Below are 24,514 nucleotides of genomic sequence, written 5' to 3'. Positions count from 1 at the left end.
TGAAACATCGTTGCGCCAATGGTAGTGTGGCTCCGGCCATGTGAGAGTAGGTCATCGTCAGCTCTCTATTCCTAAAAGCCCCCAACATATAAGTGTTGGGGGCTTTTTTTATATCCTATCTGAGTTTCGCTTTATTATTTACCAATGTTAACTAAAAAAATATTAGATAATCGGGCATCGTTTACAATCTAATATCATATAGATATAATTATTTTTAGTTGTTAGCAGTTTTCATTGGTAGATATCTATTGCACATTACTGAAATATTATTAATTACAATATCAAGATTACCTCTATTACTACAGGAAATAATATAATGACAGAACAAGTAAGTTGTACTGAGTGCGATAAAGAATATGATGGTTTAGAGTTCTCTTCCTGTCCTGATTGCGCAGAAGAAGAAGTTATATTTTGTGATGAATGTGGGCATGAGATTTTCTCAGAAGAAGAAGATTGTTCGTATTGTGATGAATGGGTAGTTCCTGAGGGAACCGAATGCGAGTTTTGCGAAGCAATAGCTACACGTTATGTCCAAGATCATCCAGTATGTGACGAACACTATGATGATGCTTATCCTATCGATTAAGTGAAATTTATGTTAGTTATCACTATTTATAAAGAATAATAGCCTATCCTGAGGTATTGATTCATTACCTAATACTATATTAATTAATCAAACTGAAGTATGAAAATTAGACAAGTTATAAATAAATATTAAATAGAGCGTAATGAAGTTAGTAGATGAAATTATTGAAATATTAAGCTCTGATAATGGTATTTTAAGCAATGCTCTAATCAAAACTAAGGTTCTTCTTCATAAGATGGGACATAAAGAATTAGTTATGTGGGTGAATAAAGAATTGAATGGATACAGCCAAGATGATGAATTACCTGATTACCGCATTATTCCAGCCCAAGTCGTGTTTCTGCAACAAATGGAGCTTACACAGTAAATTCGCACCCAATTCCTATGAATCATCTAGATAGAGAGTTTAAACATTCGTTAGAGGAAGCTAAAATAGATTATTCACTAGCTACCATTGAGAGAATGGTGATTGATAGCGATGATGTCATGCTTCATAGGCCATTGCCAATGGAGCTTAATGGATTGCTTGGAGAAGGTTTGGTCAATTCATATATAGTTCAAAGAGCATGGTCTGAAATACCAATAGCTAGTGTTTCAAATATTTTAATGCAGGTAAGATCACGTCTGCTAGATTTTGTTCTTGAGTTAAATTCTGAGTTTTCTGATATAGAATCTGACAAGGAACTAAAGGAAGCAGTTGGGAAATTCGACGCTTCAAACCTTTTTAACAATGCTATATTTGGAGATAATGTAACAATATTATTAGGCTCAGAAAATACTCAAAAAGTAACGAACAGCATCATAAAAAATGATTTTGAGGCTTTGTCTAAAGTTTTACAGGAAAATGGAGTTGATAAAAGTGACGTCGACTTGCTTAAAGATGCTATTGATAGTGATCAAAGTTTTTCTGTAACTGAAAAAGATAAATTTGGTCCTTCAGTCAAATCTTGGATGGAGTCAATGTTATCTAAAGCAATTAATACAAGTTGGCAGATTGAGTTAGGCGTAGCTGGAAGTTTGCTTGCTACAGCTTTGAATAATTATTATGGTTTGATTACATAAAAAAAGCCCATATTAGCAAATAATACGGGCTTTCACATTTAATAGAGTAGTTAACAAACTAGCCTAACCACTAAGCCCCTTCACCAAACTTACCACTTTGGAAATCAGTGACCGCTTGCATGATTTCTTGCTGACTGTTCATGACAAAGGGGCCATATTGCACAATCGGCTCGCGTAGTGGGCGACCCGTGATTAAGATCACTTTGGTATCCTCACTACTATCAGCAGTAATGGTAACGCCATCGGCATCTTCGTCATTTTTTAAGATAGCCATGGTTTTATTCGGCACGGTTTCGCCTTCGATATCTACCGTACCACGATAGACAAAGGTAAACGCATTGTGATCGGCTGGAATGGCTTGGCTAAAGCTCGTTCCTGCTGGTAGATGAATATCTAAATACGTCGGCTCAGTAATGTCGCGGGTGACTGCACCTTCTACGCCATGCGATCTACCCGCGATTACCGTAACGTCTACGCCATCTTCAGTTGTGTATTTAGGCAAGTCCTCACTTTGGAAATCTTTATACCAAGGGTCATGCATTTTATCTTTGGCAGGTAGATTAAGCCACAGCTGAAAGCCTTCCATCGCGCCGTCTTCTTGTTCCGGTAGCTCTGAATGGATCACACCGCTCGCCGCTGTCATCCACTGCACGCCGCCGTTCTGTAATAGCCCTTCGTTACCCGCGCTATCACGATGACGCATACGGCCTGTAATCATATAAGTAATGGTTTCAAAGCCGCGATGCGGGTGATTGGGGAACCCTGCGACATAATCATCTGGATTGTCACTTTTGAAGTTATCTAGCATCAAGTACGGATCGAGGCGCTGTTGCAGCTGCTGCGTCAGTACGCGAGTTAATTTAACACCAGCGCCGTCTTGGGTATCGACTCCAGCAAAAAGCTGCTCGATTTGACGCGATTGGGTCACAATATCTTTTTTACTATTCGCTACAGTATTATTCATTATTCTTTCCTGATTTTTTAATATCTGTTGGTGAGCATTGATTTATTACTCTTAGCTATTTATTTGAGGCCAAGGGGATATATTTCAATATTATTATATAGTTTATTTTAATAAATAATAATGATAATTAAGTGTTATTTAATAAATTATCAGTACAAAAGGGATTACTATTAAAGAGTTGCCAATAATAAAAATCTTACTTACCTACTGAGGTTTAATTGCTAAACTGATGAGCATTAACCAATACCATGCTTAGAATAGAGAACGGATAATATGGCAGTCGATTTAACCAATACTTTAATAGTGGCTATATCAGCGACAGCATTGTTTGATTTAACGGAGTCTGAGAACCACCTTTTACAGCTACTACAGCAGCGCCCTGACGAGGCAGTAAAGGATTTTCGCGATTATATGGCGAAGCGTGAAGATCAGCCATTAGATAGTGGTGCAGGATATCCATTAATCAAAGCGCTGCTGAATCTAAATAATTACTGTAACGACTGTCTATCAGCGGATTTAACGACCGAGTCGCCACTTGTGGAAGTCGTCATCGTCTCAAAGAGCAGTCCTGATACTGGCATTCAAGTGCTCAATGCCATTCGTGACAACGGTTTGAATATTTCACGTTCCGCCTTTGTATCCGGAAGTCCTGTCGCTCCATATATCAAAGATTTTAATGTCGATCTGTTTTTGACGACCAACCGTGAGGACGCTCAGCAAGTCGCCGATGCCAACATTTGCGCTTGTGCGATATTGGATGCCACTCCAGTCAATACTTACGAGCTGGATACCGATCAGCTACGCATTGCCTTCGATGGTGATGCGGTCTTATTTGACGACTCAGGGGAGCTATTGTATAAACAACAAGGCCTACAAGCTTTTCATGATAGGGAAGCTGAGATGATCGACTTACCGATCGAAAAGGGCCCTTATGCCGAGCTATTAATTAAGCTATCAAAGCTGCAGCAGCGCCTACCTGCCAAAGTGCATCACTGTCCGATTAAGATTGCTTTAGTGACGGCCCGCAATGCTCCTGCAGACCTGCGAGCGATAAAAACCTTGCGAGCTTGGGGCGTAGATGTGGATATGGCGTTCTTTTTGGGAGGGCTTGAGAAAACATCGGTGCTCAAAACCTTTGCCCCGCATATCTTCTTTGACGACTCTATAAAGCACATAGATGCGGCGCGGCGCTTTATGCCGACCGCTTTAGTCCCTTATCGTTCTACCTCGCTACTGCATGATAATAGCTATTTAGACTCCAGTGAGGTGGCGTCGACTTTGACCTTCAAGCCAACTGTGCAACCACTTTTTGCACTTAAGGTATGAGTCATTTCAGCTGGATACAATATAAAGTATTCTCACTGATGCTAACACTGTTTTGAAGGGTTATCAGTTAATGTTAAGAGGCAATCGATGAATTGGCAAGCTATACTATCTTTGGTTATAACACGCCTAAAGCAGGTCATAGGGCTATACGCTTTTGTATTGGTACCGATGTGGGGCATGTTTTTTCTGAATGAAAGCGTGCTATTTGGCTTATGGAATATCTTCGGTATTGTGCCGCGCACCCTAGATTTGGGTAGTATGATAGGCGTGATAGCGTCATGGACGATGCACGGTAATTTTGCTCATTTGATGGGCAATACTTTTATATTATTGCAGATATTGTTTTTGTTTGGGCTGTTTGAAAACAATGCTTATCGTACAATATTGAAGCTTATTGTCGCCTCAGGAGTGGCCACTTGGGTGATAGCATCACCCTTGACCATTCATATTGGCGCGTCGGGGTTATGTTTTGCGATGCTTGGCTATATGATAGGCGGCGCTGTTTTTGCACGGCGTTGGGGCTATTTGCTTGCTTGTATTGTGATGGGAGCAGGGTATTGGCTGACCATTAAACAAGGTCTAATGCCGCAGCCAGGGGTGTCTTTTGCAGCGCATTTCGGTGGTCTGTGCGCCGGATTACTAATAGGGGCCAACTCAAAGCACGCTTATAAAACGACTAAGCCGCTCTAAGCCAATTGGCTTGCAACAGCACGTGCCGCCTTTGTTGATAAAGCTCTTACGTCTGATCTGTGCAGACATTGATATATAATGGATCTTCTGTGCTTAATGGACGCCAGGCAGTCGTCTGCTTGACATGCTCATCGAGAGTCAGCTCGCTTGTCTTGTCTTGAAACACATAATCTGCGCGTGCAGGGGCAGCGCAGTTAATCACTTGCGGTATCTGCTGCACACTTCGACGTCTCTCAAACAAATATAAATTTACCAAGCGCATATCTGGATTATCTACGTGCATCGTAGCATTGCCGCTATCCGCCGCGATAAAACGCAGTATCTGCGGTTTTATATAAGACCAAGGACGAAACCATTCTGAGCTCTCGGCAGTTTTTACTACGGTTACGCCCTCAGGTAGCTTAGCGACTTGCTGATGGTACCAGTTGTACTCTTGATGAATCTGAAAACCAAAAATACCAATAGCGGCAAATAAAGGCACCAGCCATTTCGGCGCGCGCTTGCCTGCTATTTTGGTGAGATGAGTTATAACAAGGGCCAAACCTGCCATGCCAAAAGCGGCGGCTATGGTAGCGATAAACTCAAAAAGCATAGAACTTTCCTTAATGCGATCAGCACTGAATATAACCAAAACAGCTTAGAGAAAGTCTGTTTGTGCCAGTGCTAGTATAGTGATAAGCGAATAAAAAATCACTCACAAGCAGTTGCTGCCTGTGAGTGATAGATAAATAACCGATAGATTTCACTGTTTATACAATAGCTTAGTGGTCGATTGCGCCGCCAGCTCCACGCGGAGAACGTACGCTCTCTACTAGCTCTTGAATGTGCAGTGGTGGTGCTTTGGTTGCGTAAGACACCGCGAAGGCTACGGCAAAGTTCAGTATCGCACCGATAGCACCAAAGGATAATGGTGAGATGCCAAACAACCAGTACTCTGCAGTATCAGGGAAGTTCGCCGTACCACTAATGAAGAACCAACCTTTGAAGACAAAGATGTAAACTAAGGTTGTGAGTAGACCGGTGAGCATCCCGCAGATAGCGCCTAAGTTATTAATACGCTTAGAGAAAATACCCATCATCAGTACTGGGAACAAGGATGCTCCAGCAATACCAAAGGCAAGAGCAACCACCTGTGCTGCAAACCCTGGCGGATTGAGTCCGAGCCAAGTTGCGACGACAATGGCAACTGCCATAGAGATACGAGCGACTTGCAACTCGCCTTTATCGGTGATGTTTGGATTAAGATTACGCTTAATTAAATCATGACTGATAGCGGATGAAATCGCAAGGAGTAGGCCGGCTGCTGTCGATAGTGCAGCGGCAAGGCCACCTGCAGCGATCAGACCGATAACCCAAGGTGGTAGCTGCGCAATCTCTGGGTTAGCGAGTACTAAGATGTCATTGTTCACATCCAGCTCGTTACCTGCCCAGCCAGCATCAGCAAAACGTCCATCAAGTGCAGTATCGTTGGCAACACGAGCCTCTTCGACGGCTGTAGTAGCCGCGCCAACATCACCACCTTCGGTTTCGGCATTGGTTAAAGCCAGCTCCGCTGCGCCAAGGCCACTATCGTTATACATCTGAATGCGGCCGTCATTGTTGAGATCGTTGTACTTAATCAGTCCCGTATCTTCCCATGTACGCATCCAATCTGGACGTTGGTCATACTCTAAAGGTGCTTCTGCAACCCCTTGTGGATAGACCGTATCAATGAGGTTTAGACGAGCCATCGCACCTACCGCTGGAGCGGTAAAGTACAATAGCGAGATGAATACTAGTGTCCAACCCGCTGTCCAACGTGCATCGGCCACTTTAGGAACGGTGAAAAAGCGAATGATAACGTGCGGTAGGCCAGCTGTACCAATCATCAATGATAAGGTAAACAGCACCATATTGAGCTTGTTCGGGACGTCAGCGGTATAAGCGGTAAAGCCTAAGTCAGTGACGACTTGATCAAGCTTAGTTAAGATAGGAATGCCTGACTCAACATGGTTTGAGAACAAGCCTAGACCTGGGATTGGGTTACCGGTTAATTCTAGCGAGATAAAGACTGCTGGAATGGTATAAGCAATCATTAGCACCACGTACTGTGCTACCTGCGTGTAAGTAATCCCTTTCATACCGCCTAATACGGCATAGAAGAAGACAACGACAGCGGCGATGATCAGTCCGGTATCGTTTTCAACTTCTAAGAAACGAGAGAAAGCAACACCAGCACCTGTCATCTGACCGATAACGTAAGTGGTGGAGGCGACAATCAAACAAACCACCGCAATCATAGCGGCGGTCTTAGAATAAAAGCGATCGGCAATGAAGTCTGGAACCGTAAACTTACCGAATTTACGTAAGTATGGGGCAAGCAACATAGCGAGTAGTACATAACCGCCTGTCCAGCCCATCAAATAAGTTGAAGCACCATAACCACCAGCAGCAATCAAACCTGCCATGGAGATAAAGGACGCCGCACTCATCCAGTCAGCAGCGGTAGCCATACCGTTTACAACTGGATGCACGCCGCCGCCTGCAACATAAAACTCACTGGTTGAACCAGCACGTGCCCAAATCGCGATACCGAAGTACAGCGCGAAAGACGCCCCTACAAAAATAATATTAATCAGATATTGGCTCATGCTCTACTCCTCGTCTACGCCGTATTGTTTATCCAACTTATTCATACGCCACGCGTAGAAGAAAATTAGAATGATAAATACGGCAATGGAACCTTGCTGAGCGAACCAAAAGCCTAAGTCAGTACCACCGATTCTGATACCTGCTAAGAGGGGACGCAATAAAATTGCGAATCCATAAGAACATAGTGCCCAAATGACTAGGCTACCTAAAATGAGACGGACATTGGCGCGCCAATAACCGGATGGATCGTTGTGGTTCTCCATAGGACAACTCCTTTTGCCTAACAATAAAACAAGATGGTCGAGCCGCTGCTAATGAGTCATATTGACTTAACGATTGAGAGTTAACACTCGCGGCTTAACGTCTATCGCATTCATAACTCAGTGCTATCTATATAAAGCTGAACCATTTTGGCTCTAAAGACTTATTCGACTCTCAATACTTATATAGAGGTTACAAGTATAGAGGGTACAAGCATAACGACTAACGGCTTACTTAACCAGTTTTATCAAACATTAATTGATATATGACAGTGTCATCACATATAAGCGTCGTCAAATCACAATAACATTTGCACATTTAAACATTCGTTATTGTCTTGCTTGCCGATGACTATACTGAACAGTCATAAACTTATTAGGAATATATACAAAAATGAGTCAATTAACAATACGTAATTTAAAATTACTTTGTGGTAACGGTATTCTTAAACTGTAAATAAAAATAAGTTATGAGATGAGTTAAAGGCGCAAAGACAGGTATACTGTACTCTTGACAAGATAGATTAAAGTGATAAAGCAAATAAGACAACGAAGTTTAGAATAAATAGTTGTCATTTATTTAGTAAATACTTATACAAATACTATCTTTTGATGTGATTAGGATAGCTCACTTTTATTTGCTAAGGTTGTTTTAGATATCTAGACAATAAATTATTTTTGTGATAGGGAAAATTGATACACAGTGGTTTTATGGATAAATACTGGTATCGATAATAAAGAGAATAGGTGACACCATGGGTGGAAGTATTGCGGAGTGGTTCAACAGTATAGTGAACTACGGTGTGAGTATTATTTGGGGTAATAATGATTGGTTGATCGCTAGCAATCCATGGTATGGCTTGTTGATGTTTGTACTGATTGGCGCGGGTCTGTACTTTACGGTAGTGACACGTTTTATGCAGTTTCGGCATTTTGGACATATGTGGAAGCTGTTATGGGTGTCTAATCAAGGACGCAAAGATGGCGGCATCAGCTCTTTTGAAGCCTTGATGACATCGCTAGCTGCGCGCGTCGGTACTGGTAACTTAGCTGGGGTGGCGATTGCTATCTATTTAGGCGGTCCGGGCGCTATCTTTTGGATGTGGATGACGGCAATAGTCGGTATGTCGACCAGCTTTATCGAATCGACTTTAGCGCAGGCTTACAAAGTACCCCATACGGATAATGTCTATCGCGGCGGTCCTGCGTATTATATCGAAAAAGGTCTAGGCAAGCGCTGGATGGCGGTATTTTTCTCCGTTTGTCTGCTAATTGCTTTTGGCTTAGCATTCAATGGCGTGCAGTCTAATACGATCGCGCAAGCGACGAATGAAGCTTTTGGTATTCCGACTTGGATGACCGGTTTGTTGTTAGTAGTGTTAGTGGCACCAGTAGTATTCGGTGGTCTACGCTCAGTGGCGCGTATTGCAGGTAAAATCGTTCCGATAATGGCGATTTTGTATATCTTATTAGCGCTGTTTATTATCATTACTAACTTTAGCCAGTTTCCTGCAGCGATTGCTTTAATAGTCAAATCCGCATTTGGTTTTGAGCAGGCCGCGGGCGGAGTGTTAGGTTATGGTATCGCTCAAGCTATCATTAATGGGATTAAGCGTGGTCTATTCTCTAACGAAGCGGGTATGGGTTCAGCGCCCAATGCGGCGGCTACTGCCCAAACCAATCCCAATCATCCAGCGGTGCAAGGCTTTATGCAGATGCTTGGGGTGTTTATGGATACGCTAGTTATCTGTACGGCCACCGCTTCGATTATCATATTGTCAGGCGTGGTGGACCCCAATGTCGAGCAAGAAGGTATTCAGCTCACGCAGTTGGCTCTATCTCAGTACGTCGGTGATTGGGGTGTTATCTTCGTGGCCATTGCGATTTTCTTCTTCTCGTTTACTTCCATCATTGCTAATTATAGCTATGGTGAGTCTAATCTTGAGTTCATCTCTGGTAGTAAAAATGCCAAGGTGATGATTATGATCTTCCGCTTTATGGTTTTAGCAATGGTATTTGTCGGCGCTATTGCCAGCTTGCCTGCCATATGGAACTTTGCTGATCTATCAATGGGACTTATGGCATTGACCAACTTAATCGCTATTATGTTGTTATCGCCAGTGGCACTTAGAATACTGCGTGATTATGAGAATCAGGTCAAAGCGGGCAAGACTGGCGATCAAATCAAATTTGATCCAGATGATTTTGTTAAATTAAAAGACGAGGCCAACCGTGATGCTTGGATTGACTAAGCGTTAACTGGGCGTTGCCGAGACGTTATCTTTACTTTGCATAAGCATAAAAAAACCGCTCTTAGATAAGAGCGGTTTTTTAGTGTTGTTTCCCTAAAAGCCAGTGCTTGCCTGTTTGGCTAGTTCTTACATGTTCGGATAGTGCTTACATGTTCGGATAGTTAGGACCACCGCCGCCTTCTGGGGTTACCCAAGTGATGTTCTGCGAGGGGTCTTTGATATCGCAAGTTTTACAATGCACACAGTTTTGCGCATTGATAACGAACTTAGCGCCTTCGGCATCTTTCACCACTTCATAAACTCCAGCTGGGCAGTATAAACGCGCAGGCTCAGCATATAAGGGTAAGTTAATAGCGATAGGTACCGTTGGATCTGTCAGCTTTAAGTGTACCGGCTGATCTTCTGCATGGTTGGTATTTGAGATAAATACGGAGGAAAGTTTATCAAAGATAAGCTTACCATCAGGCTTAGGATAAGTAGGCTGATATGCATGAGCTGCACGCTCTAAGTGATGATAGTCATGCGAGTTATCATGAATCGTCAAAGGCATCTTACCACCAAGCAGGTTTTGATCGATAAAGTTGAACGCGCCGCCCATCCATTGACCCATACGGTGCATAGCCGGCGAGAAGTTACGTGCCTCATAGTTATCTTGATACAACCAAGACTCTTTGTACATCGTACTATAAGCGACTACTTCATCATGCTGACGGCCGGCTTCTATCGCTTCGAAGATAGCTTCAGCAGCGAGCATACCCGACTTCATAGAAGTATGCGTACCTTTGATTTTGGCTGGGTTTAAGAAACCAGCGTCATCCCCTGCTAACACGCCACCTGGGAAGGTAAACTTGGGTAAAGAATTGAGGCCACCTTTGGTCAGCGCTCGTGCTCCATATGAGATACGCTCGCCGCCTTCTAAGATATTGCGAATAAGTGGATGCAGTTTTAGGCGCTGCATCTCATCGAACGGTGACATATACGGGTTAGAATAAGATAAGTCAATGACCATACCGAAGCTGACTTGATTGTTTTCGGCATGATAGAGCCACCAACCACCAGAAGATCCGGTATCACTCAACGGCCAACCAGAGCCATGCAGTACCACGCCTTCTTCATGCTTAGCAGGATCGATGTCCCAAAGCTCTTTTAGGCCAATACCATAATGCTGTGGGTCAGAGTCATTATCAAGTCCGAAACGGCTGATCAAACGTTTGCCTAGATGGCCGCGGCTACCTTCGCTGAAGATAGTGTATTTTGCTAGGAGCTCATAACCAGGCTCAAAGCTTGGCTTCTCTTCACCGTCAGCGGCAACACCCATATCGCCAGTCAAGATACCTTTGACCGAACCATCATCATTATAGAGAATATCAGCAGCAGGGAAGCCTGGGAACATCATCACTTCAAGCTCTTCAGCTTGCTCAGCGAGCCAACGTACGACATTACCTAGTGAGACGATGTAATTACCGTCATTATGCATGAGGGCTGGAACCACTGAATCCATAAGCTTTGTGGCTTTGGTCGCCGAACCAAGCATATAAACGCGATCTTCAATCGCAGGGACATTAAGCGGTGCGCCTTTCTCTTTCCAGTCCGGAATCAGCTCATCTAGGGCGCGCGGCTCGATAACCGCGCCTGATAAGATATGCGCGCCAAACTCAGAGCCTTTTTCGACCACGCAAACCATAAACTCATCGTTACCCGCTGCGATAGCCTGTTGACGCAGACGAATAGCAGCAGATAGGCCAGCGGGTCCGCCGCCGACAACGATAACATCAAACTCCATTGATTCGCGTTCAATCTCGGGTTCTGGCTCAGGCTCAGGTGCTTGTACAACTGCTTCTTCAGTAACGGGCTCTTCGACAACCGGTTCTTCTACAGCTGTTTCCTCGACAACTGGCTCTTCGGCAACTGGCTCTTCGGCAACTGGCTCTTCGGCAACTACGAGTTCCTCGACAACGGGCTCTTCGGCAACTACAGGTTCTTCGACAACCACTTCTTCGGCGACTGGCTCTGCCACTACTTCTGCTTTATCCACCGAATTCGCTTCTACTTCAGTAGCTTCTGTCGTTACCACCTCATTAGTGATATCAGATTCTGCATCTACAACTGGCACTTGCTTGTCTTGTTCTTGCATACCTACTCCTAAATTCTTAGTGGCTTATCTCAGAACATTATTCGCAATGTCATTGAATAAGACTTGCTCTATTTACTGTCTAAGATATTGGGCTACTCGATAAAGCTGTCTTTGTGATCGTAATTGAAGGGACGCTCACACAACTGGTTCAAAAAATCGTTACTCATTATAAAAGAAAAACACCACAAACACGATACGCATTTATGGACATCAATGCTAAGGTGAAGCGTAAACGCTATCATGAATATAAAGATATTGAGCCGTTTGACCTAAAACTAAAACGTATCACTCAATAATCTATAGCAAACTTTAATGAATAGTAAATCGCTAACAAGGAAACTGCCTTATGGATAAGAGTAATAAATCCGACAGAAAAAATACTGACGATACCGCCAAAGCCATGCAGGATATACCATCGGACCTAACTAACATGGAGGCGCTTAGCCACTATTTAAAGTCATCAGCAGGCTCTCGTCAAGGTCGTAGTATACCGCCGTTAGAAAAATGGCATCCTGAACAGGTTATGGATATGGACCTTGTGATAAAAGCCAATGGCGAATGGTGGCACGAAGGTACACATATGACGCGTGAGTCACTAGTCAGTCTATTTGCAACTATTTTATGGAAAGAAGATCAAGGCGGCAAAGCAGAGTATTTTCTGAAAACGCCAGTACAAAAACTGCGGATTAAAGTCGAAGACGCGCCGCTGCTCATCAATGATGTCGGTATCGTCAACGAAGAAGGCGTCAGCTGGCTTGAATTTACCACCTCAACCGGTGATGTCGTCCGCCTAGATCCCGAGCATCCTATAGAGCTACGGGCTTTTTATACTGATAGCAAAGACGATTCTCACACTCACAATGATGCTGATGAGCAAATTCGCCCTTATATGATGGTGCGTAATGGTCTAGAGGCGCTGATCGGTCGCAATGCTTTTTATCATTTAACAGATATCGGTACGCTGAGCGAGCAGGCAGGAACGACGATTTTGACCTTACAAAGTGGTGGTCAAGAGTATCAGCTCTCCATGCCTGAAGATGAGTAGCTAAATAGGTATCTTCTCTAAGCTCTTCTCTAAGTTAAGGATGCTAATTTTTGGCTTAGTCGTCGGCTTTTAAGGTTTTTTGGTAATATTTGCCAAACCCAAAACTCATTTCATCCTCTGTTAACTATGTTTTGTCGAGATTGATAATAAATCATCGTTATCTAGTATATACTCTTCATCTAATAAAAGTGCCAGTACGCTAGGATATGGATAACCGGCGATAGTTAAGCTATGAGGCGACTTGAGCATATCAAAGGCGAGTGGTAAATGACGACGCTATGGCTAACGGTTTAGAGCTCATTATTGATGACACTACTATTTATAAAAAATATGGCCAAAATGAATAACCAAGCAGCATCTAATGGCGAGCTAAGCAATGCTCGTACTATAAATAAGATAGATAATGCGCTAAACGCGGCCTCAACTTGCGTACCAGAGCACATGTCAAATCAAGCGCTTAATGAAGCACCAATAGGCGTCTTTGATTCAGGTATAGGCGGCTTGTCTGTGTATCTGCATTTGTCTCAACAGCTCCCTGCCGAGCGTTATTTGTATTATGCCGATACCAAGCACGTCCCGTATGGTAATCGCGACAGCCAAGATATCCAAGTATTGACGCTAACCGCAGTGCAGTGGTTATATGAGCAAGGTTGCAAGCTTATCGTCATCGCTTGCAATAGCGCGTCTGCGCATGCGCTGACGACAGCCCGCGAGCGCTACCCGCAGATACCTATTGTAGGGTTAGTGCCAGCGCTCAAGCCTGCGGTGTTAGGTAGCCTTAGCGGCCGTGTCGCTGTTATGGCAACCAAAGCGACTCTTGAGGGGACTTTACTCAATCAAGTCATCAAAGAGGTGGCTAAGCCAAACAACATAACAGTGAGCAAATACTTCGATCCAGAATTAGTGCCGTGGGTTGAGGCGGGGATGCCTATCATCTCGCCAACGGCTCTTCGCTTGCGGCAACAGCTACAGCAATTGGCCGATGACGGTATTGACTATTTAGTGCTAGGCTGTACGCACTATCCCTTTTTTAGGGAGTTTTTGTTGCAAGCGATAGCTGAGCAACAGCTGCCGATTACGGTAGTAGATTCAGGACAGGCAATCGCTGCTCGAGTGCGATCCTTGCTAATAGAAAAACAGCTGTTAGCGGCGTCAGATAACACTGAGATGAACAACGCATTAATGCTTTATGCCAGTAAGTATGATGAGACTTTGGGTCAAGTTATCAAGCGCCTGCTTGGTGAGCGCATCAATATTCAATACGTCGCCTAATAAGAAAAATATCTAAAAACTCGGTTGAGTATTGAAAAAACGCCTAACTGTATTGTGTTAGGATAAATATATAATAATAAAGCCGTGTTTAGACACTATGCAAGTAGCAAGTATGATTGCAAGCATAAGTGAGAGCATGAGCATCGCTAAATACTGTAGAGGTCACTTTGTCAAACCGTCGATATCACATTCATGTTATCTGCGTTGCCCACAGTCAGCCCCTGATTTTGGACAGTTTGGCAGTGTTTTTTCAGTCGCGGGCATTTCTGACGTATGATCTCTCAACGCATCTATCACAGTCAGCGTTATACGGTCGGCAATGCGTTGATGCTTGTGATTATGTACTGATGGTGATTGGCGATAGCTATGGCGCGGTACAAAATACCGGTTTTAGTCAAATGCATTTGAGTTACTTCAATGCCAAGGCTTGTATCAAGCCTATGATGACGCTCATAAAAAGACATTATGATCCGGACGTGGTCAGTGAGTCCCTCAAAGGTTTTATTCGTATGGTAGAGCAAAAAAACAATCAGGTGCACTATTATGACGACAATACAGACATTAAGCAGCTATTACATAATATACACGCTGATATGATAGAAAAGTCGAATTTAGCGCCAAAGTGGATAAAGGTTAGGGACCTTGACAGTAACACGGCGGCGAATACTCAAGGAAATTTAAACCCTCAAGCAAGTCATCTAGCACATGCTCGTCATCAGACTAATAGCCATCAGACTAATAATAGTTTTGAAGCTAGCGATAGAGTCACTACAACGATCGAGCTGAGCGCAGCTTTCGATATCGAATATAGTGCTCAAGCCTACGAGGATGGTAATTTAACTGACGTTATGATGACCATGTCGCTCACTTGGCAAGATGTTTTGCTAGCTTTAGGCGGCATGCCTGCTGTTTTTTCAAGTTATGGTCTGCAAAGTCAGTTCAACCGGTTAATTGCCGCTAAGGCTGAGCGTGATATCAAACGGCTGATGCCTAAAGTTCATGCTGTCGCTCGCTGTCAGATTATAAAGAGCGATTTAGATAAGCTGCAACGACTACTAGTAGCCGCCAACTGGATTCAGATAAAAAGCGCCGGCTCTGGGGTACGATCTACGAAGGAGCTTTGGAGTCTGACTTTTTATGCCAAAAAGTTATTAGCAGAAAATAAAGCCAGCGATAATGATAAATAACACTCCTCTACTCAAAATTAGCACGCGCCGCTTATCGGCATTCCGCACAAGATCCTATCGTCTATAACACCTTCTACCACCGAAAAATACCGCTAAGCATTTGTTAACATTGTAATAGAGTCGAGCAGAGCTACGTTTCGTAATACAAAGCATACGTGCCAACGCTTGTTAAACTTGACTATATTCATAATAATAGGAATGACTATCAGACGAAATAGCTGTTATTAAACAATCGTATTAAATGATCGTATGGAATGATTGTATTAAGTGGCTGTTATAAATATAAGAATAATAAAATAAGGTCTGATGACTATTTAGTATAAATAGACGCTAGTCTTATACGATATATTCTGTAAATTATTTACTTGATTTTTACTTGGTTAAGGAGAGCATAATGAGTAACTCAAAAAGTGATGAACTAAAGCATGAGATTGATGGGTTAGAAAAAGCCATGCATGATGCCGATCAGTTTCGCACGCTAGAAGAGCAAGTCGCTGATATGAAGCGCCGCGGTATCGACCCGAGTCAAGCCTATAAGGACTTGGATAGAAAGGAAGAAGATGAAGATTGGGGCGATGACACTTGGAAAGAAAACGGCAAGTGGGAGCCAAAAACACCTGCTGATCTCGATGACAAAGCTCGCGAAAACTGGGGTGGTGATAATGGCAAGCCTAATCCACCGCCTATTGTATAAACGACAATATCTAATAGCTAAAAAAACCACATCAACTTGATGTGGTTTTTTTATGTCAGTATAAAGTCTAATAGGGTTTAGTTAATACGCTCAAGACGTACGCTGCCATCACTATTAGTCACTCGGCGATAGCGGATATTACCATTGTTACTAGCAGGCTGTATCGTTCTTTGCACAGAAGGCTGCGGGGAGTAAACATTAGGCGTGGTCGTCTGCCGCTGAATCAGCTGACCCATACGATCGGCAGGTGCTGGATTTAGAGACTGACTATTGATAGACGGATTGCCGACTGGTTGGCTATATTGATTACCATACTGGCTTTGGCGAGGGGCGGCACTGCCAATGATGGTACGATAAAACTTCTGACCGGCGCGGCCATCAGCAGGGAAGATACCGCGGCTGGTTTGATATTGCTGAATCGCGGTGCGGGTATTATCCCCGATAATCCCATCAACGCCGCCAATATCATAACCTGCGTCTAGTAGCGCTTGCTGGATGTCTTTGGCTTGTTGACGGCTGATACCTGGATCGTCGGTCGGCCAAGCGGTGATAAAGTCAGTTTTGCTACTGTCCTCACGCGTGATCAAGTCAGATAAGTGGGCAATCGCTAAGGCATAGTTTTCTGAGGCGTTGTACGAATAAAAAGTATCAAAGTTTTTGCCGACTAAAAAAGCGGGACCATCGATACCGGCTGGCAAGAGTAATCCGGCGCTATTTAAATCGTAAGGCAGTGGACGACCATCAGCTAGGGTCAACCCTTGATTACGCCAATGGCTCATCGATTTTTTGTTCTTACGGTCTGATGCTGCCCAGTAACCATCAGGTAGCTTGACTTCATAACCCCAAGGCTCGCCTGTGCGATAGCCACGGTTATCCAAGAAGTTCGCTGTAGAAGCGAGTGCATCCGGCACGCTATTGACGAGGTCGCGGCGACCATCACCATCAAAATCGACTGCCAGCTCTAAAAAGGTACTCGGCATAAACTGCGTCTGCCCAAACGCGCCCGCCCAAGAACCGGTCATATCATTTGGCGCAATATCACCGCGCTGCACGATTTTGAGTGCATTGGCAAACTCACCTTGGAAGTAGCTTTGGCGACGATCAAAACAAGACAGCGTCGCGAGTGACTCGAACAAAGGCTTTTTGCCAAGCGTTTGACCAAAGTTGGACTCAACACCCCATACCCCTAATACGTGCTCAGGCTTGACACCATATCGCGACTCGATTTGGCGCAGCGTATCACGCCATTGGTGTTTGGCGCGGATACCGTCTTCAACGCGCTCTTTATCCACTAGCGCGGATAAATAGTCCCAAACGTCTTTTTGAAACTCAGGCTGATAGTTCAGCGATTGAATGACACTTGGATCAGGCTGGCTTGGGCGGTAGTTATTAAAGGTGAAGCTATCGACACTACGAAATTTACTAGAGTTTTTGAGTCCATCTAGGCACTGCTGAAATTCGCTATTAGACAAGTCAGGTGCAGGCGGACGAGCGGCCTGCGCGGTGCTAGCAAGACTGAGGCCAATAGCAGCGGTCAATAGAGAGAGGGTGGAGAGCTGATTCAAACGCATGGAAATATCCTGTAAAGGTAGAAAACAGAGCATAAAATCAAAGATTTAATTAGAGTAACCAATATCGATAATAAAGAAAAGTACTAGCATGGCTTGGTTACGATAAGCTGACGTAGGGGTGAGGTTATTACATGAGAACTGAGTTTTTTGTCACGTCATTTGCTGTCGTCTGAATAGCCGAAAAAGTCGCACTATCCATAGTGCTATTGTTATACTGTCCCGATGCTAACTTCTATACTTTAATCATCTTGTCCTTTCACGAACAGTGTAGCCGCAACTATGAGTAATCCGATACATCCTACCAGTCAAACTCCTCAAGATATAACTCTTGCACAGCTCAAGCAGATAATGCCAGAAGCATTTAGTGAAGGTCAGCTTGATATCCATAAACTCACCGCGCTGTTATCTGAGCAAGATATTGCACCCGCGCAAGAGGCGTATGGACTAAGCTGGGCGGGCAAGCATCAAGTCTATCGTGAGCTAAAAACTCCAACCAGTCAGACGCTAGTGCCAGAGCCTGATGAGTCAGTCGATTTTGATACCTCGCAAAATCTATTTATCGAAGGCGATAACCTGGCGGTGCTAAAGATACTACAAAAGAGCTATCACAGCCGTATCAAGATGATATATATCGACCCGCCATACAATACGGGTAATGACCGCTTTGTCTATGCCGATGATTTTAGCGAGAGCATTGCGGACTATAAGGCGCGAGCAGGGCAAACCGATGCGGACGGTAATCTGACCCATAGCGATGGCATGCGTGGCAACCGTAAAGAAAACGGTCAGTATCACAGCAATTGGCTAAATATGATGTATCCACGGCTGGCACTGGCAAAAAGCTTGCTGCGTGATGATGGGGTAATATTCGTTTCAATAGATGATAATGAAGTGGCAAACTTACGTTTGCTGATGGATGAGATATTTGGCGAGGAGAATTTTGTAGCTGAAATCGTTTGGCAAAAAAAGTATTCACCTCAAAATGATGCTACCTACTTTTCATTAAATCATGAACAAATACTCTGTTATGCCAGAAGTTTGAATAATTTTGAGAGAAATTTACTGCCTTTAAATGAGGAACAGATAAAAAGATATAAAAATCCAGATGACGATAAAAGAGGAGTCTGGAAAAGTTCTGACTTGTCTGTTGCTACCTACAATCAAGATTACGACTATGAGATAACAACACCATCAGGTCGTGTTGTCAGTCCGCCCCAAGGAAGATGTTGGAATACGAGTGAAGAAAACTTAGAAAAGTTGATTAAAGATAATAGAATTTGGTTTGGTAAAGATGGTAGTAATGTACCTTCTGTTAAGAAGTTTCTAACAGAAACAAACGACGGTGTTGTACCAATTTCTTTATGGGGTTATAAGGATGTCGGTCATACACAGTCAGCTACTCAAGAGTTAAGAAAACTAATGGGTGAGAAAATATTTGACCATCCTAAGCCAATACGATTAATACAAAGAGCAATGAAAATTTCATCTAGTTCTGATGATATCATCCTTGATTTCTTCGCAGGTTCTTCAACCACCGCTCATGCGGTTATGGCGTTAAATGCTGAAGATGCAGAAAATGGCAAAGCAGGTAAGCGCAAGTTTATTATGGTACAAATCCCCGAAGTCATTGATGCCAAAGATAATCAAAGCGCTTATGAATTTTGCATTAACAATAATATGCCGCCTAATATCGCCGAGATATCCAAAGAGCGCATTCGCCGTGCCGCTGCCCATATCACTTCCGAATTACCTGAAACCGTGGATAGCACGGCGCTTGATTTTGGTTTTAAGGCGTATAAACTCACCGACAGCAACTTCGTCCCGTGGCAGCAGCCCGCCAGTTATGACGCCGACAGCCTAATGGCGCAGCTTGAGAAACACCTTGACCCTATCGTTGACACTGCCACCACTGACGGTATCATCACCGAGCTGATGCTCAAAGAAGGCTATACCTTGACCGCAGATGTTATAGAGGTCGACGGCTATTATCTGGTCACTCAAAACGATGCGCTAATTGATAATTTTGATGCTGACAGCTCTGATAACGCGGGCACGTCGATGCGCCTAGCGATAGTCCTAGACGATATGACCACTAGCAAAGCCACACAAATCATTGCGCGCGCTCCCAATAAAACGTTGATTATGGATAGAGCCTTTAGCGATGACGCCAATAAGGCAAATATCGTGTTGCAGTTTGAGGATGCAGGGCTTGTGGTTGGGTGTGTTTAAAATTCAAAAAATTAAAATTTAATATATAGTTTTGAGGGGTCGGTTATTATGGATAGAGTATGTGTAGAGTTTTATGAGCTAAAAATTTCGACTATTCCTATAAGAAATAAAAATAATTTAGCGCCACCTTATGAGTATGCACCTATAAAGCCCGTATTTGAAAGTTTAGAAAGTAACCTGAACGAAGTATATAAGACTAATGAAGATGATGTAGAATTAAAAATTAGTGATAAATATTGGATAGGAAAAGGTAGGTATAGCACTAGCATACAGTTCTTAGAGATAAGTCAACACTATATAAAACTTGCGATTAGTTGTTTTGATAAAGAAGCCCCCGACCGTACACTTCATCATATAGAAAATGAGCAGGAGGAGGTGCAGACTAGAGGTGACTTGCAGGCTGAAAAGGTGATATGTCATTGCGTGATAAAATTTACTGATAATTCAAGAATAGCAACATTGGCAATTGAGCGTGTGAATAAATTTCCAGTCAGTATCATAGCTAAATATATAAATGCACTATTAATTAGACTTAAAGCATTTGATAGGAAAATTAATGATACGAATGGTGTGTTTTGCGCAGACAATGCGGATGGTTTTAGAGATAATGAAGGACAGCCACTAAAATTGTGGTTCAAGCTTAAACCAACGTTGGAACCTTTAATTGGTGATGAGCTTATAAATGCTGTTATAGATGGTAGATTAAGTGCCGTTAAGGTTTCAAGCTGGAGCAATAGTGGCTTTGATGACCCCAATAATGATTTTAGTAAAGAAAAAGAAGATTTAATTTTCAGTGTCCAAAGTGTACCAGACGGTAGTCAAGAAAATATCGTTAGAGGTTATTTAAGAAGAGTCATAGAAGTTGTCAAAGGGAACCGTAGAGTTGAATACAATTCTAAAACTTCTCTTATATTAGAACATGAACAAACAGGAAAACCTCAAGTTTGTCAAGTTGAAGAAAGTGCAGATGGAGGTATCACTAGTTTTAGTGAGAAATTTATTAGACGGAAGTACTTTGATCCTTCTAATAAAAGACAACGCGGGGTCGGCAACACTACTCATAATAATTTATTTTTTGAAACTATTAAAAATTTAATGGATGACTAAGCTTATGCTAAATTACGCATTTAAAGCTTTTGGGTTTCTTAAAGTCGAATATGATGGTAGGAGTTATAATAAATTTTTATATTGTATACCACTAGGTACTTCTATTCTTATAACGATATTATTTTATCTAATAAATATAAATGCAGAAGGTGTTATTAATATATTTCTAGAAGATGCCTTTAGTAGTCTAAGTACTTTTATACAGGTATTACCTGGATTTTATATTGGATCTTTAGCAGCAATAGCTTCTTATAGTTATGCTGGACTAGATAGTGAAATGAGTAGTCCTAAAGTAAAAATACAGGAAAGAACCACTAATGGAAGTAGACCGTCTCTTTTAACAAGAAGACGTTATCTCACTATTATGTTTGGCTACTTGGCTTCGATAAGTATGGTTTTGACTATAATGGTTTTTTTTACCACGTTACTATATTCAATAGGCGTGTTTCCTGTAGCACAGAGTATTTTCTTAACAATATATTATTTAGTTGTCCTAGTCTTTTTCTCCATATTTATACAAATGCTACTCATAACATTTTTTGGAATATATTATCTTTCAGACCGTATGCATAGATAAAGTATCGACAAATATTAAAAAAGAATTTATTAAACCATGATAACCCTCACCTTTGAGCCAAACCTTGAACACCAAAGCCATGCTATCAATGCCGTGGTTGATATCTTTCGTGGACAGCCGTCACAGCTGGATGCTAGCTCGTTTATTGAAAGTTTTGAATTAAAGCCACCTTTCAATGTCGTTAATAGTGCCTCAGTGATTAGCCAGCAAATCACCAGCCAAGCCATAGCCAATCAGCGCATTATCAGCGATGAGCAAGTGTTGGATAATATCCAAGCCGTGCAGCGTGAACATAATATCGAGCCGTCAACCACGCTCTATGACGATGACAAAAACCTTGCTCAATATGGACTTAACGCCTCGATCGAGATGGAGACCGGCACAGGCAAAACTTACGTCTATCTGCGTAGCATCTACGAGCTGTATCAGACTTATGGCATGCGTAAATTTGTGATTGTCGTACCGTCAGTGGCGATCCGGGAAGGCGTGATGAAGTCTATCGAGATGACCAAAGCGCATTTTGCCGCCTTGTATGACAATACTCGCGTGGATGCGCGTATATACGATAGCAAAAATCTAAATAAGCTACGCGATTTTGCCACCAGTCAAACCGTGCAAATCTTGGTCATGAACATTGACGCCTTTGCCAAAGACCAAAACATCATCAACCAAGTTCGTGAGCAAGGCATAGCCCCGATTGAATATATCCAAGCGACCCATCCTATCGTTATTGTCGATGAACCGCAAAATATGGAAACCGCTAAGCGCTTGGACGCTATTGCCAGTTTGCAGCCGCTGATTACCCTGCGTTATTCAGCGACGCACAAGTACAGCCGTCATCTGCTTTATAGCCTAAACCCAGTCAAAGCCTATGATGCAGGTTTGGTTAAGCAAATCGAAGTTGACTCCGTTATGAGCGATGACAGCTTTAATGAGGCCTATATTGAGCTGCTAGATATCACGCCCAAAAAGACCAAGATCACCGCCAAAGTAAGCGTCTATGCCAACGTCAAAGGCGTGGTCAAAAAGAAAACTATCAGCATCAGCGACAACGATGATCTCTACAAAAAGACCGAGCGTGAAATATACGCCAATGGCTATATCGTCAGCGGCATTAACGCTGTGGAGGGCTACATTGAGTTTGATAATGGCGTGGTGATTTATCAAGGTCAGCAAACCGGCGGTATGACCGATAGCGTCATGCGTTATCAAATTGAGCGTACTATTGAGGCGCATCTGGATAAGCAGCGCAAGCTATTGCCGCAAGGAATTAAAGTATTGTCCTTGCTGTTTATTGACCGCGTTGATAACTATCTAATTAATAATGAGGTGATCAACCAAACAGACGGCTATACGCGCTCAGGTAAATTTGCCCAGTGGTTTGAAGAGATATATCAGACGTTATTAGATAAGCCTAAATATCGTGATTTAAAACAACAATTAGCAATGCATTATCAGGCTGAGGTCAGCGAGATTCATAACGGCTATTTCTCTGTCGATAAAAAGGGACGCGCTAAAGACACCTCTGGCACCACCAAAGGCGACGATGATACTTATAGCTTGATTATGAAAGATAAAGAAAAGCTGCTGAATCTAAATAATCCGCTGCAGTTTATTTTTAGCCATTCAGCACTACGTGAAGGCTGGGACAATCCCAATGTGTTTCAGATATGCACCCTCAACGAGACCAAATCCACCCTAAAAAAACGTCAAGAAATTGGTCGTGGTCTGCGTCTATGTGTTGGTGCAGATGGTCACAGGATTTATGACAAGCAGATTAATATTCTCACCGTCATCGCCAATGAAAGCTATGATGACTTTGCTAAGAGTTTGCAAAATGAGATTGCGGATGATTGCGGTGTGAGCTTTGCAGGACGGGTAAAAAATCAAGCAGACAAGCAAGCGGTTAAGTATCGTAAAGGTTTTATGCTAGATGACAACTTCAAAGCCATTTGGGATAAAATTAAACAAAAGACTCAGTATCAAGTCTGCTTTGATACTGATGAATTAATAACTGCCGTTACCAGCCTAATAGCCGATATGGAAGAAATAATCGCGCCGCAAATTCAAGCGAACAAAGTACGCCTGACTGTGAGTGATGACGGCGTGGAGAGTCGCTTATTAGCCGTCAATAGCCAACGTCAGTATTATGCTAAGGATAATAGCTATGATGGTAGCGACACTGATGCAGACTCAAACGCGCCTCAACCCACGTGGCAATTGCCTGATATCTTGGCTTATCTGGCTCGCCATACCAAGCTGACCCGTTTGACTTTGATGGAGATATTGCGTCAAAGTGGACGTATTGATGAGATGCTTATTAATCCGCAAGTCTTTCTAGAGCGCTTAATTGCGATTATTAAGCAAGCGCAAACTGACCTCATGGTAAAAGGCATTGAGTACCAAAAAAACGGTCAAATATATGCCCAGCGATTATTAGAGAGCTTAGAGGCTCAGCCGGCGGATGTCTATGCCAGTGATGATCATTTCGAGGTTACCGATACCCATAAGACGATTTTTGACAACTTAATACCACTGGACTCCAATACTGAGCACCAGTTTGCACAAGATTGCGAGAGTATGGAAAGCGTACGCTTTTATTTTAAGCTGCCTAATTGGTTTAAGATTGATACGCCACTTGGCAGCTATAATCCGGATTGGGCAGTGATTAAAGAAGAAGATGAGGATGTAAGGCAGTTATACTTTGTCGCCGAAACTAAGAACACAGGCGGCAAAAGTGCAGCAGGTCATGCGGTAGATATCGCCAAGCTACCACTACCGCAACAACAAAAAATCCGCTGTGGTCGAGCGCATTTCAAAGCGCTAGACAATGAACTGAGCTTTAAAGTAGTAGAAACGGTGGCGCAGTTGTAATTTATAGTAAATAGAAGCCCTAAACGAGATTTGGGACTTCTATTTACACCTGT

General features: G+C 42.9%; 20 protein-coding genes. 14 read left to right on the top strand and 6 right to left on the bottom strand.

What is annotated here, in order from left to right; genetic code table 11:
* Positions 1-316: 316 nt before the first annotated feature.
* The 3 genes from AAEY83_RS05220 (at position 317) to AAEY83_RS05215 (ending at position 1,648) form a co-directional block, all read left to right on the top strand.
* Positions 317-586, top strand: a complete 270-nt coding sequence (locus tag AAEY83_RS05220) for a hypothetical protein (RefSeq protein ID WP_025646225.1) — start codon at positions 317-319, stop codon at positions 584-586.
* Between the two features lie 142 nt (positions 587-728).
* Positions 729-953, top strand: coding sequence for an AbiTii domain-containing protein (locus tag AAEY83_RS19135; RefSeq protein WP_198013356.1), 225 nt, complete (start codon positions 729-731; stop codon positions 951-953).
* Positions 954-970: 17 nt separating this feature from the next.
* Complete coding sequence (locus tag AAEY83_RS05215; protein ID WP_198013357.1) at positions 971-1,648, top strand: AbiTii domain-containing protein; 678 nt, start codon at positions 971-973, stop codon at positions 1,646-1,648.
* Between the two features lie 70 nt (positions 1,649-1,718).
* On the opposite strand, the gene AAEY83_RS05210 is transcribed toward AAEY83_RS05215, so the two are convergent.
* Entirely contained in the window at positions 1,719-2,612 is an 894-nt protein-coding gene (locus AAEY83_RS05210) for a pirin family protein (RefSeq protein ID WP_025646227.1), read from the bottom strand.
* A gap of 273 nt (positions 2,613-2,885) precedes the next feature.
* Here AAEY83_RS05210 and AAEY83_RS05205 point away from each other — a divergent pair, with 273 nt between their 5' ends.
* Both AAEY83_RS05205 and AAEY83_RS05200 read left to right on the top strand, forming a co-directional pair.
* On the top strand, positions 2,886-3,938 hold the full coding sequence (locus AAEY83_RS05205; RefSeq protein ID WP_025646230.1) for a 5'-nucleotidase: 1,053 nt from the start codon (positions 2,886-2,888) through the stop codon (positions 3,936-3,938).
* 87 nt (positions 3,939-4,025) lie between these two features.
* Positions 4,026-4,628, top strand: a complete 603-nt coding sequence (locus tag AAEY83_RS05200; protein ID WP_025646232.1) for a rhomboid family intramembrane serine protease — start codon at positions 4,026-4,028, stop codon at positions 4,626-4,628.
* A 46-nt stretch (positions 4,629-4,674) separates the two neighbouring features.
* Here the strand turns inward: AAEY83_RS05200 and AAEY83_RS05195 are convergent, their stop codons facing one another.
* From AAEY83_RS05195 to AAEY83_RS05185, 3 genes are all read right to left on the bottom strand, one after another.
* Complete coding sequence (locus tag AAEY83_RS05195; RefSeq protein WP_025646233.1) at positions 4,675-5,220, bottom strand: hypothetical protein; 546 nt, start codon at positions 5,218-5,220, stop codon at positions 4,675-4,677.
* Positions 5,221-5,389: 169 nt separating this feature from the next.
* Positions 5,390-7,258, bottom strand: coding sequence for a sodium:solute symporter family protein (locus AAEY83_RS05190; RefSeq protein ID WP_025646235.1), 1,869 nt, complete (start codon positions 7,256-7,258; stop codon positions 5,390-5,392).
* A gap of 3 nt (positions 7,259-7,261) precedes the next feature.
* Entirely contained in the window at positions 7,262-7,522 is a 261-nt protein-coding gene (locus tag AAEY83_RS05185) for a DUF4212 domain-containing protein (protein WP_025646237.1), read from the bottom strand.
* 752 nt (positions 7,523-8,274) lie between these two features.
* Between AAEY83_RS05185 and AAEY83_RS05180 the strand changes: the two genes are divergently transcribed.
* Positions 8,275-9,771 (top strand): alanine/glycine:cation symporter family protein, encoded by a 1,497-nt coding sequence (locus AAEY83_RS05180; protein ID WP_025646239.1) that lies wholly within the window; start codon positions 8,275-8,277, stop codon positions 9,769-9,771.
* A 145-nt stretch (positions 9,772-9,916) separates the two neighbouring features.
* Here AAEY83_RS05180 and AAEY83_RS05175 read toward each other — a convergent pair whose 3' ends face one another.
* Positions 9,917-11,554 carry an electron transfer flavoprotein-ubiquinone oxidoreductase gene (locus AAEY83_RS05175; protein WP_037059361.1) on the bottom strand — a complete coding sequence of 546 codons (1,638 nt, stop codon included), beginning with the start codon at positions 11,552-11,554 and terminating at the stop codon, positions 9,917-9,919.
* A gap of 464 nt (positions 11,555-12,018) precedes the next feature.
* Here AAEY83_RS05175 and AAEY83_RS05170 point away from each other — a divergent pair, with 464 nt between their 5' ends.
* The 5 genes from AAEY83_RS05170 to AAEY83_RS05150 all read left to right on the top strand — a co-directional run bounded on the left by AAEY83_RS05170 (position 12,019) and on the right by AAEY83_RS05150 (position 16,103).
* On the top strand, positions 12,019-12,201 hold the full coding sequence (locus AAEY83_RS05170) for a hypothetical protein (RefSeq protein WP_351058619.1): 183 nt from the start codon (positions 12,019-12,021) through the stop codon (positions 12,199-12,201).
* Between the two features lie 104 nt (positions 12,202-12,305).
* Positions 12,306-12,950 carry a DUF1285 domain-containing protein gene (locus tag AAEY83_RS05165; RefSeq protein WP_413771574.1) on the top strand — a complete coding sequence of 215 codons (645 nt, stop codon included), beginning with the start codon at positions 12,306-12,308 and terminating at the stop codon, positions 12,948-12,950.
* 441 nt (positions 12,951-13,391) lie between these two features.
* Entirely contained in the window at positions 13,392-14,222 is an 831-nt protein-coding gene (murI, locus tag AAEY83_RS05160) for a glutamate racemase (RefSeq protein ID WP_037059363.1), read from the top strand.
* Between the two features lie 167 nt (positions 14,223-14,389).
* Positions 14,390-15,409, top strand: coding sequence for a DUF4062 domain-containing protein (locus tag AAEY83_RS05155; RefSeq protein WP_025646247.1), 1,020 nt, complete (start codon positions 14,390-14,392; stop codon positions 15,407-15,409).
* Between the two features lie 394 nt (positions 15,410-15,803).
* On the top strand, positions 15,804-16,103 hold the full coding sequence (locus tag AAEY83_RS05150; protein ID WP_025646249.1) for a hypothetical protein: 300 nt from the start codon (positions 15,804-15,806) through the stop codon (positions 16,101-16,103).
* A gap of 77 nt (positions 16,104-16,180) precedes the next feature.
* Here the strand turns inward: AAEY83_RS05150 and AAEY83_RS05145 are convergent, their stop codons facing one another.
* A complete protein-coding gene (locus tag AAEY83_RS05145) occupies positions 16,181-17,674 on the bottom strand; it encodes a lytic murein transglycosylase (RefSeq protein ID WP_025646250.1) in 1,494 nt (497 codons plus the stop codon).
* Positions 17,675-17,953: 279 nt separating this feature from the next.
* On the opposite strand from AAEY83_RS05145, the gene AAEY83_RS05140 reads away from it, so the two are divergent.
* The 3 genes from AAEY83_RS05140 (at position 17,954) to AAEY83_RS05130 (ending at position 24,461) form a co-directional block, all read left to right on the top strand.
* Positions 17,954-19,903: a site-specific DNA-methyltransferase gene (locus AAEY83_RS05140; RefSeq protein WP_025646252.1), complete on the top strand. Its 1,950-nt coding sequence runs from the start codon at positions 17,954-17,956 to the stop codon at positions 19,901-19,903.
* Positions 19,904-19,951: 48 nt separating this feature from the next.
* Entirely contained in the window at positions 19,952-21,010 is a 1,059-nt protein-coding gene (locus tag AAEY83_RS05135) for a hypothetical protein (RefSeq protein WP_025646254.1), read from the top strand.
* A 613-nt stretch (positions 21,011-21,623) separates the two neighbouring features.
* On the top strand, positions 21,624-24,461 hold the full coding sequence (locus AAEY83_RS05130; RefSeq protein ID WP_084212640.1) for a restriction endonuclease: 2,838 nt from the start codon (positions 21,624-21,626) through the stop codon (positions 24,459-24,461).
* Positions 24,462-24,514 lie beyond the last annotated feature (53 nt).

Origin of the sequence: Psychrobacter sp. TB20-MNA-CIBAN-0197 (genome assembly GCF_040309765.1) — a bacterium.
Taxonomy (GTDB): Bacteria; Pseudomonadota; Gammaproteobacteria; order Pseudomonadales; family Moraxellaceae; genus Psychrobacter; species Psychrobacter submarinus.
Note: the sequence above shows the minus strand (reverse complement) of the source record. Positions and strands in the feature narration are given on the sequence as shown.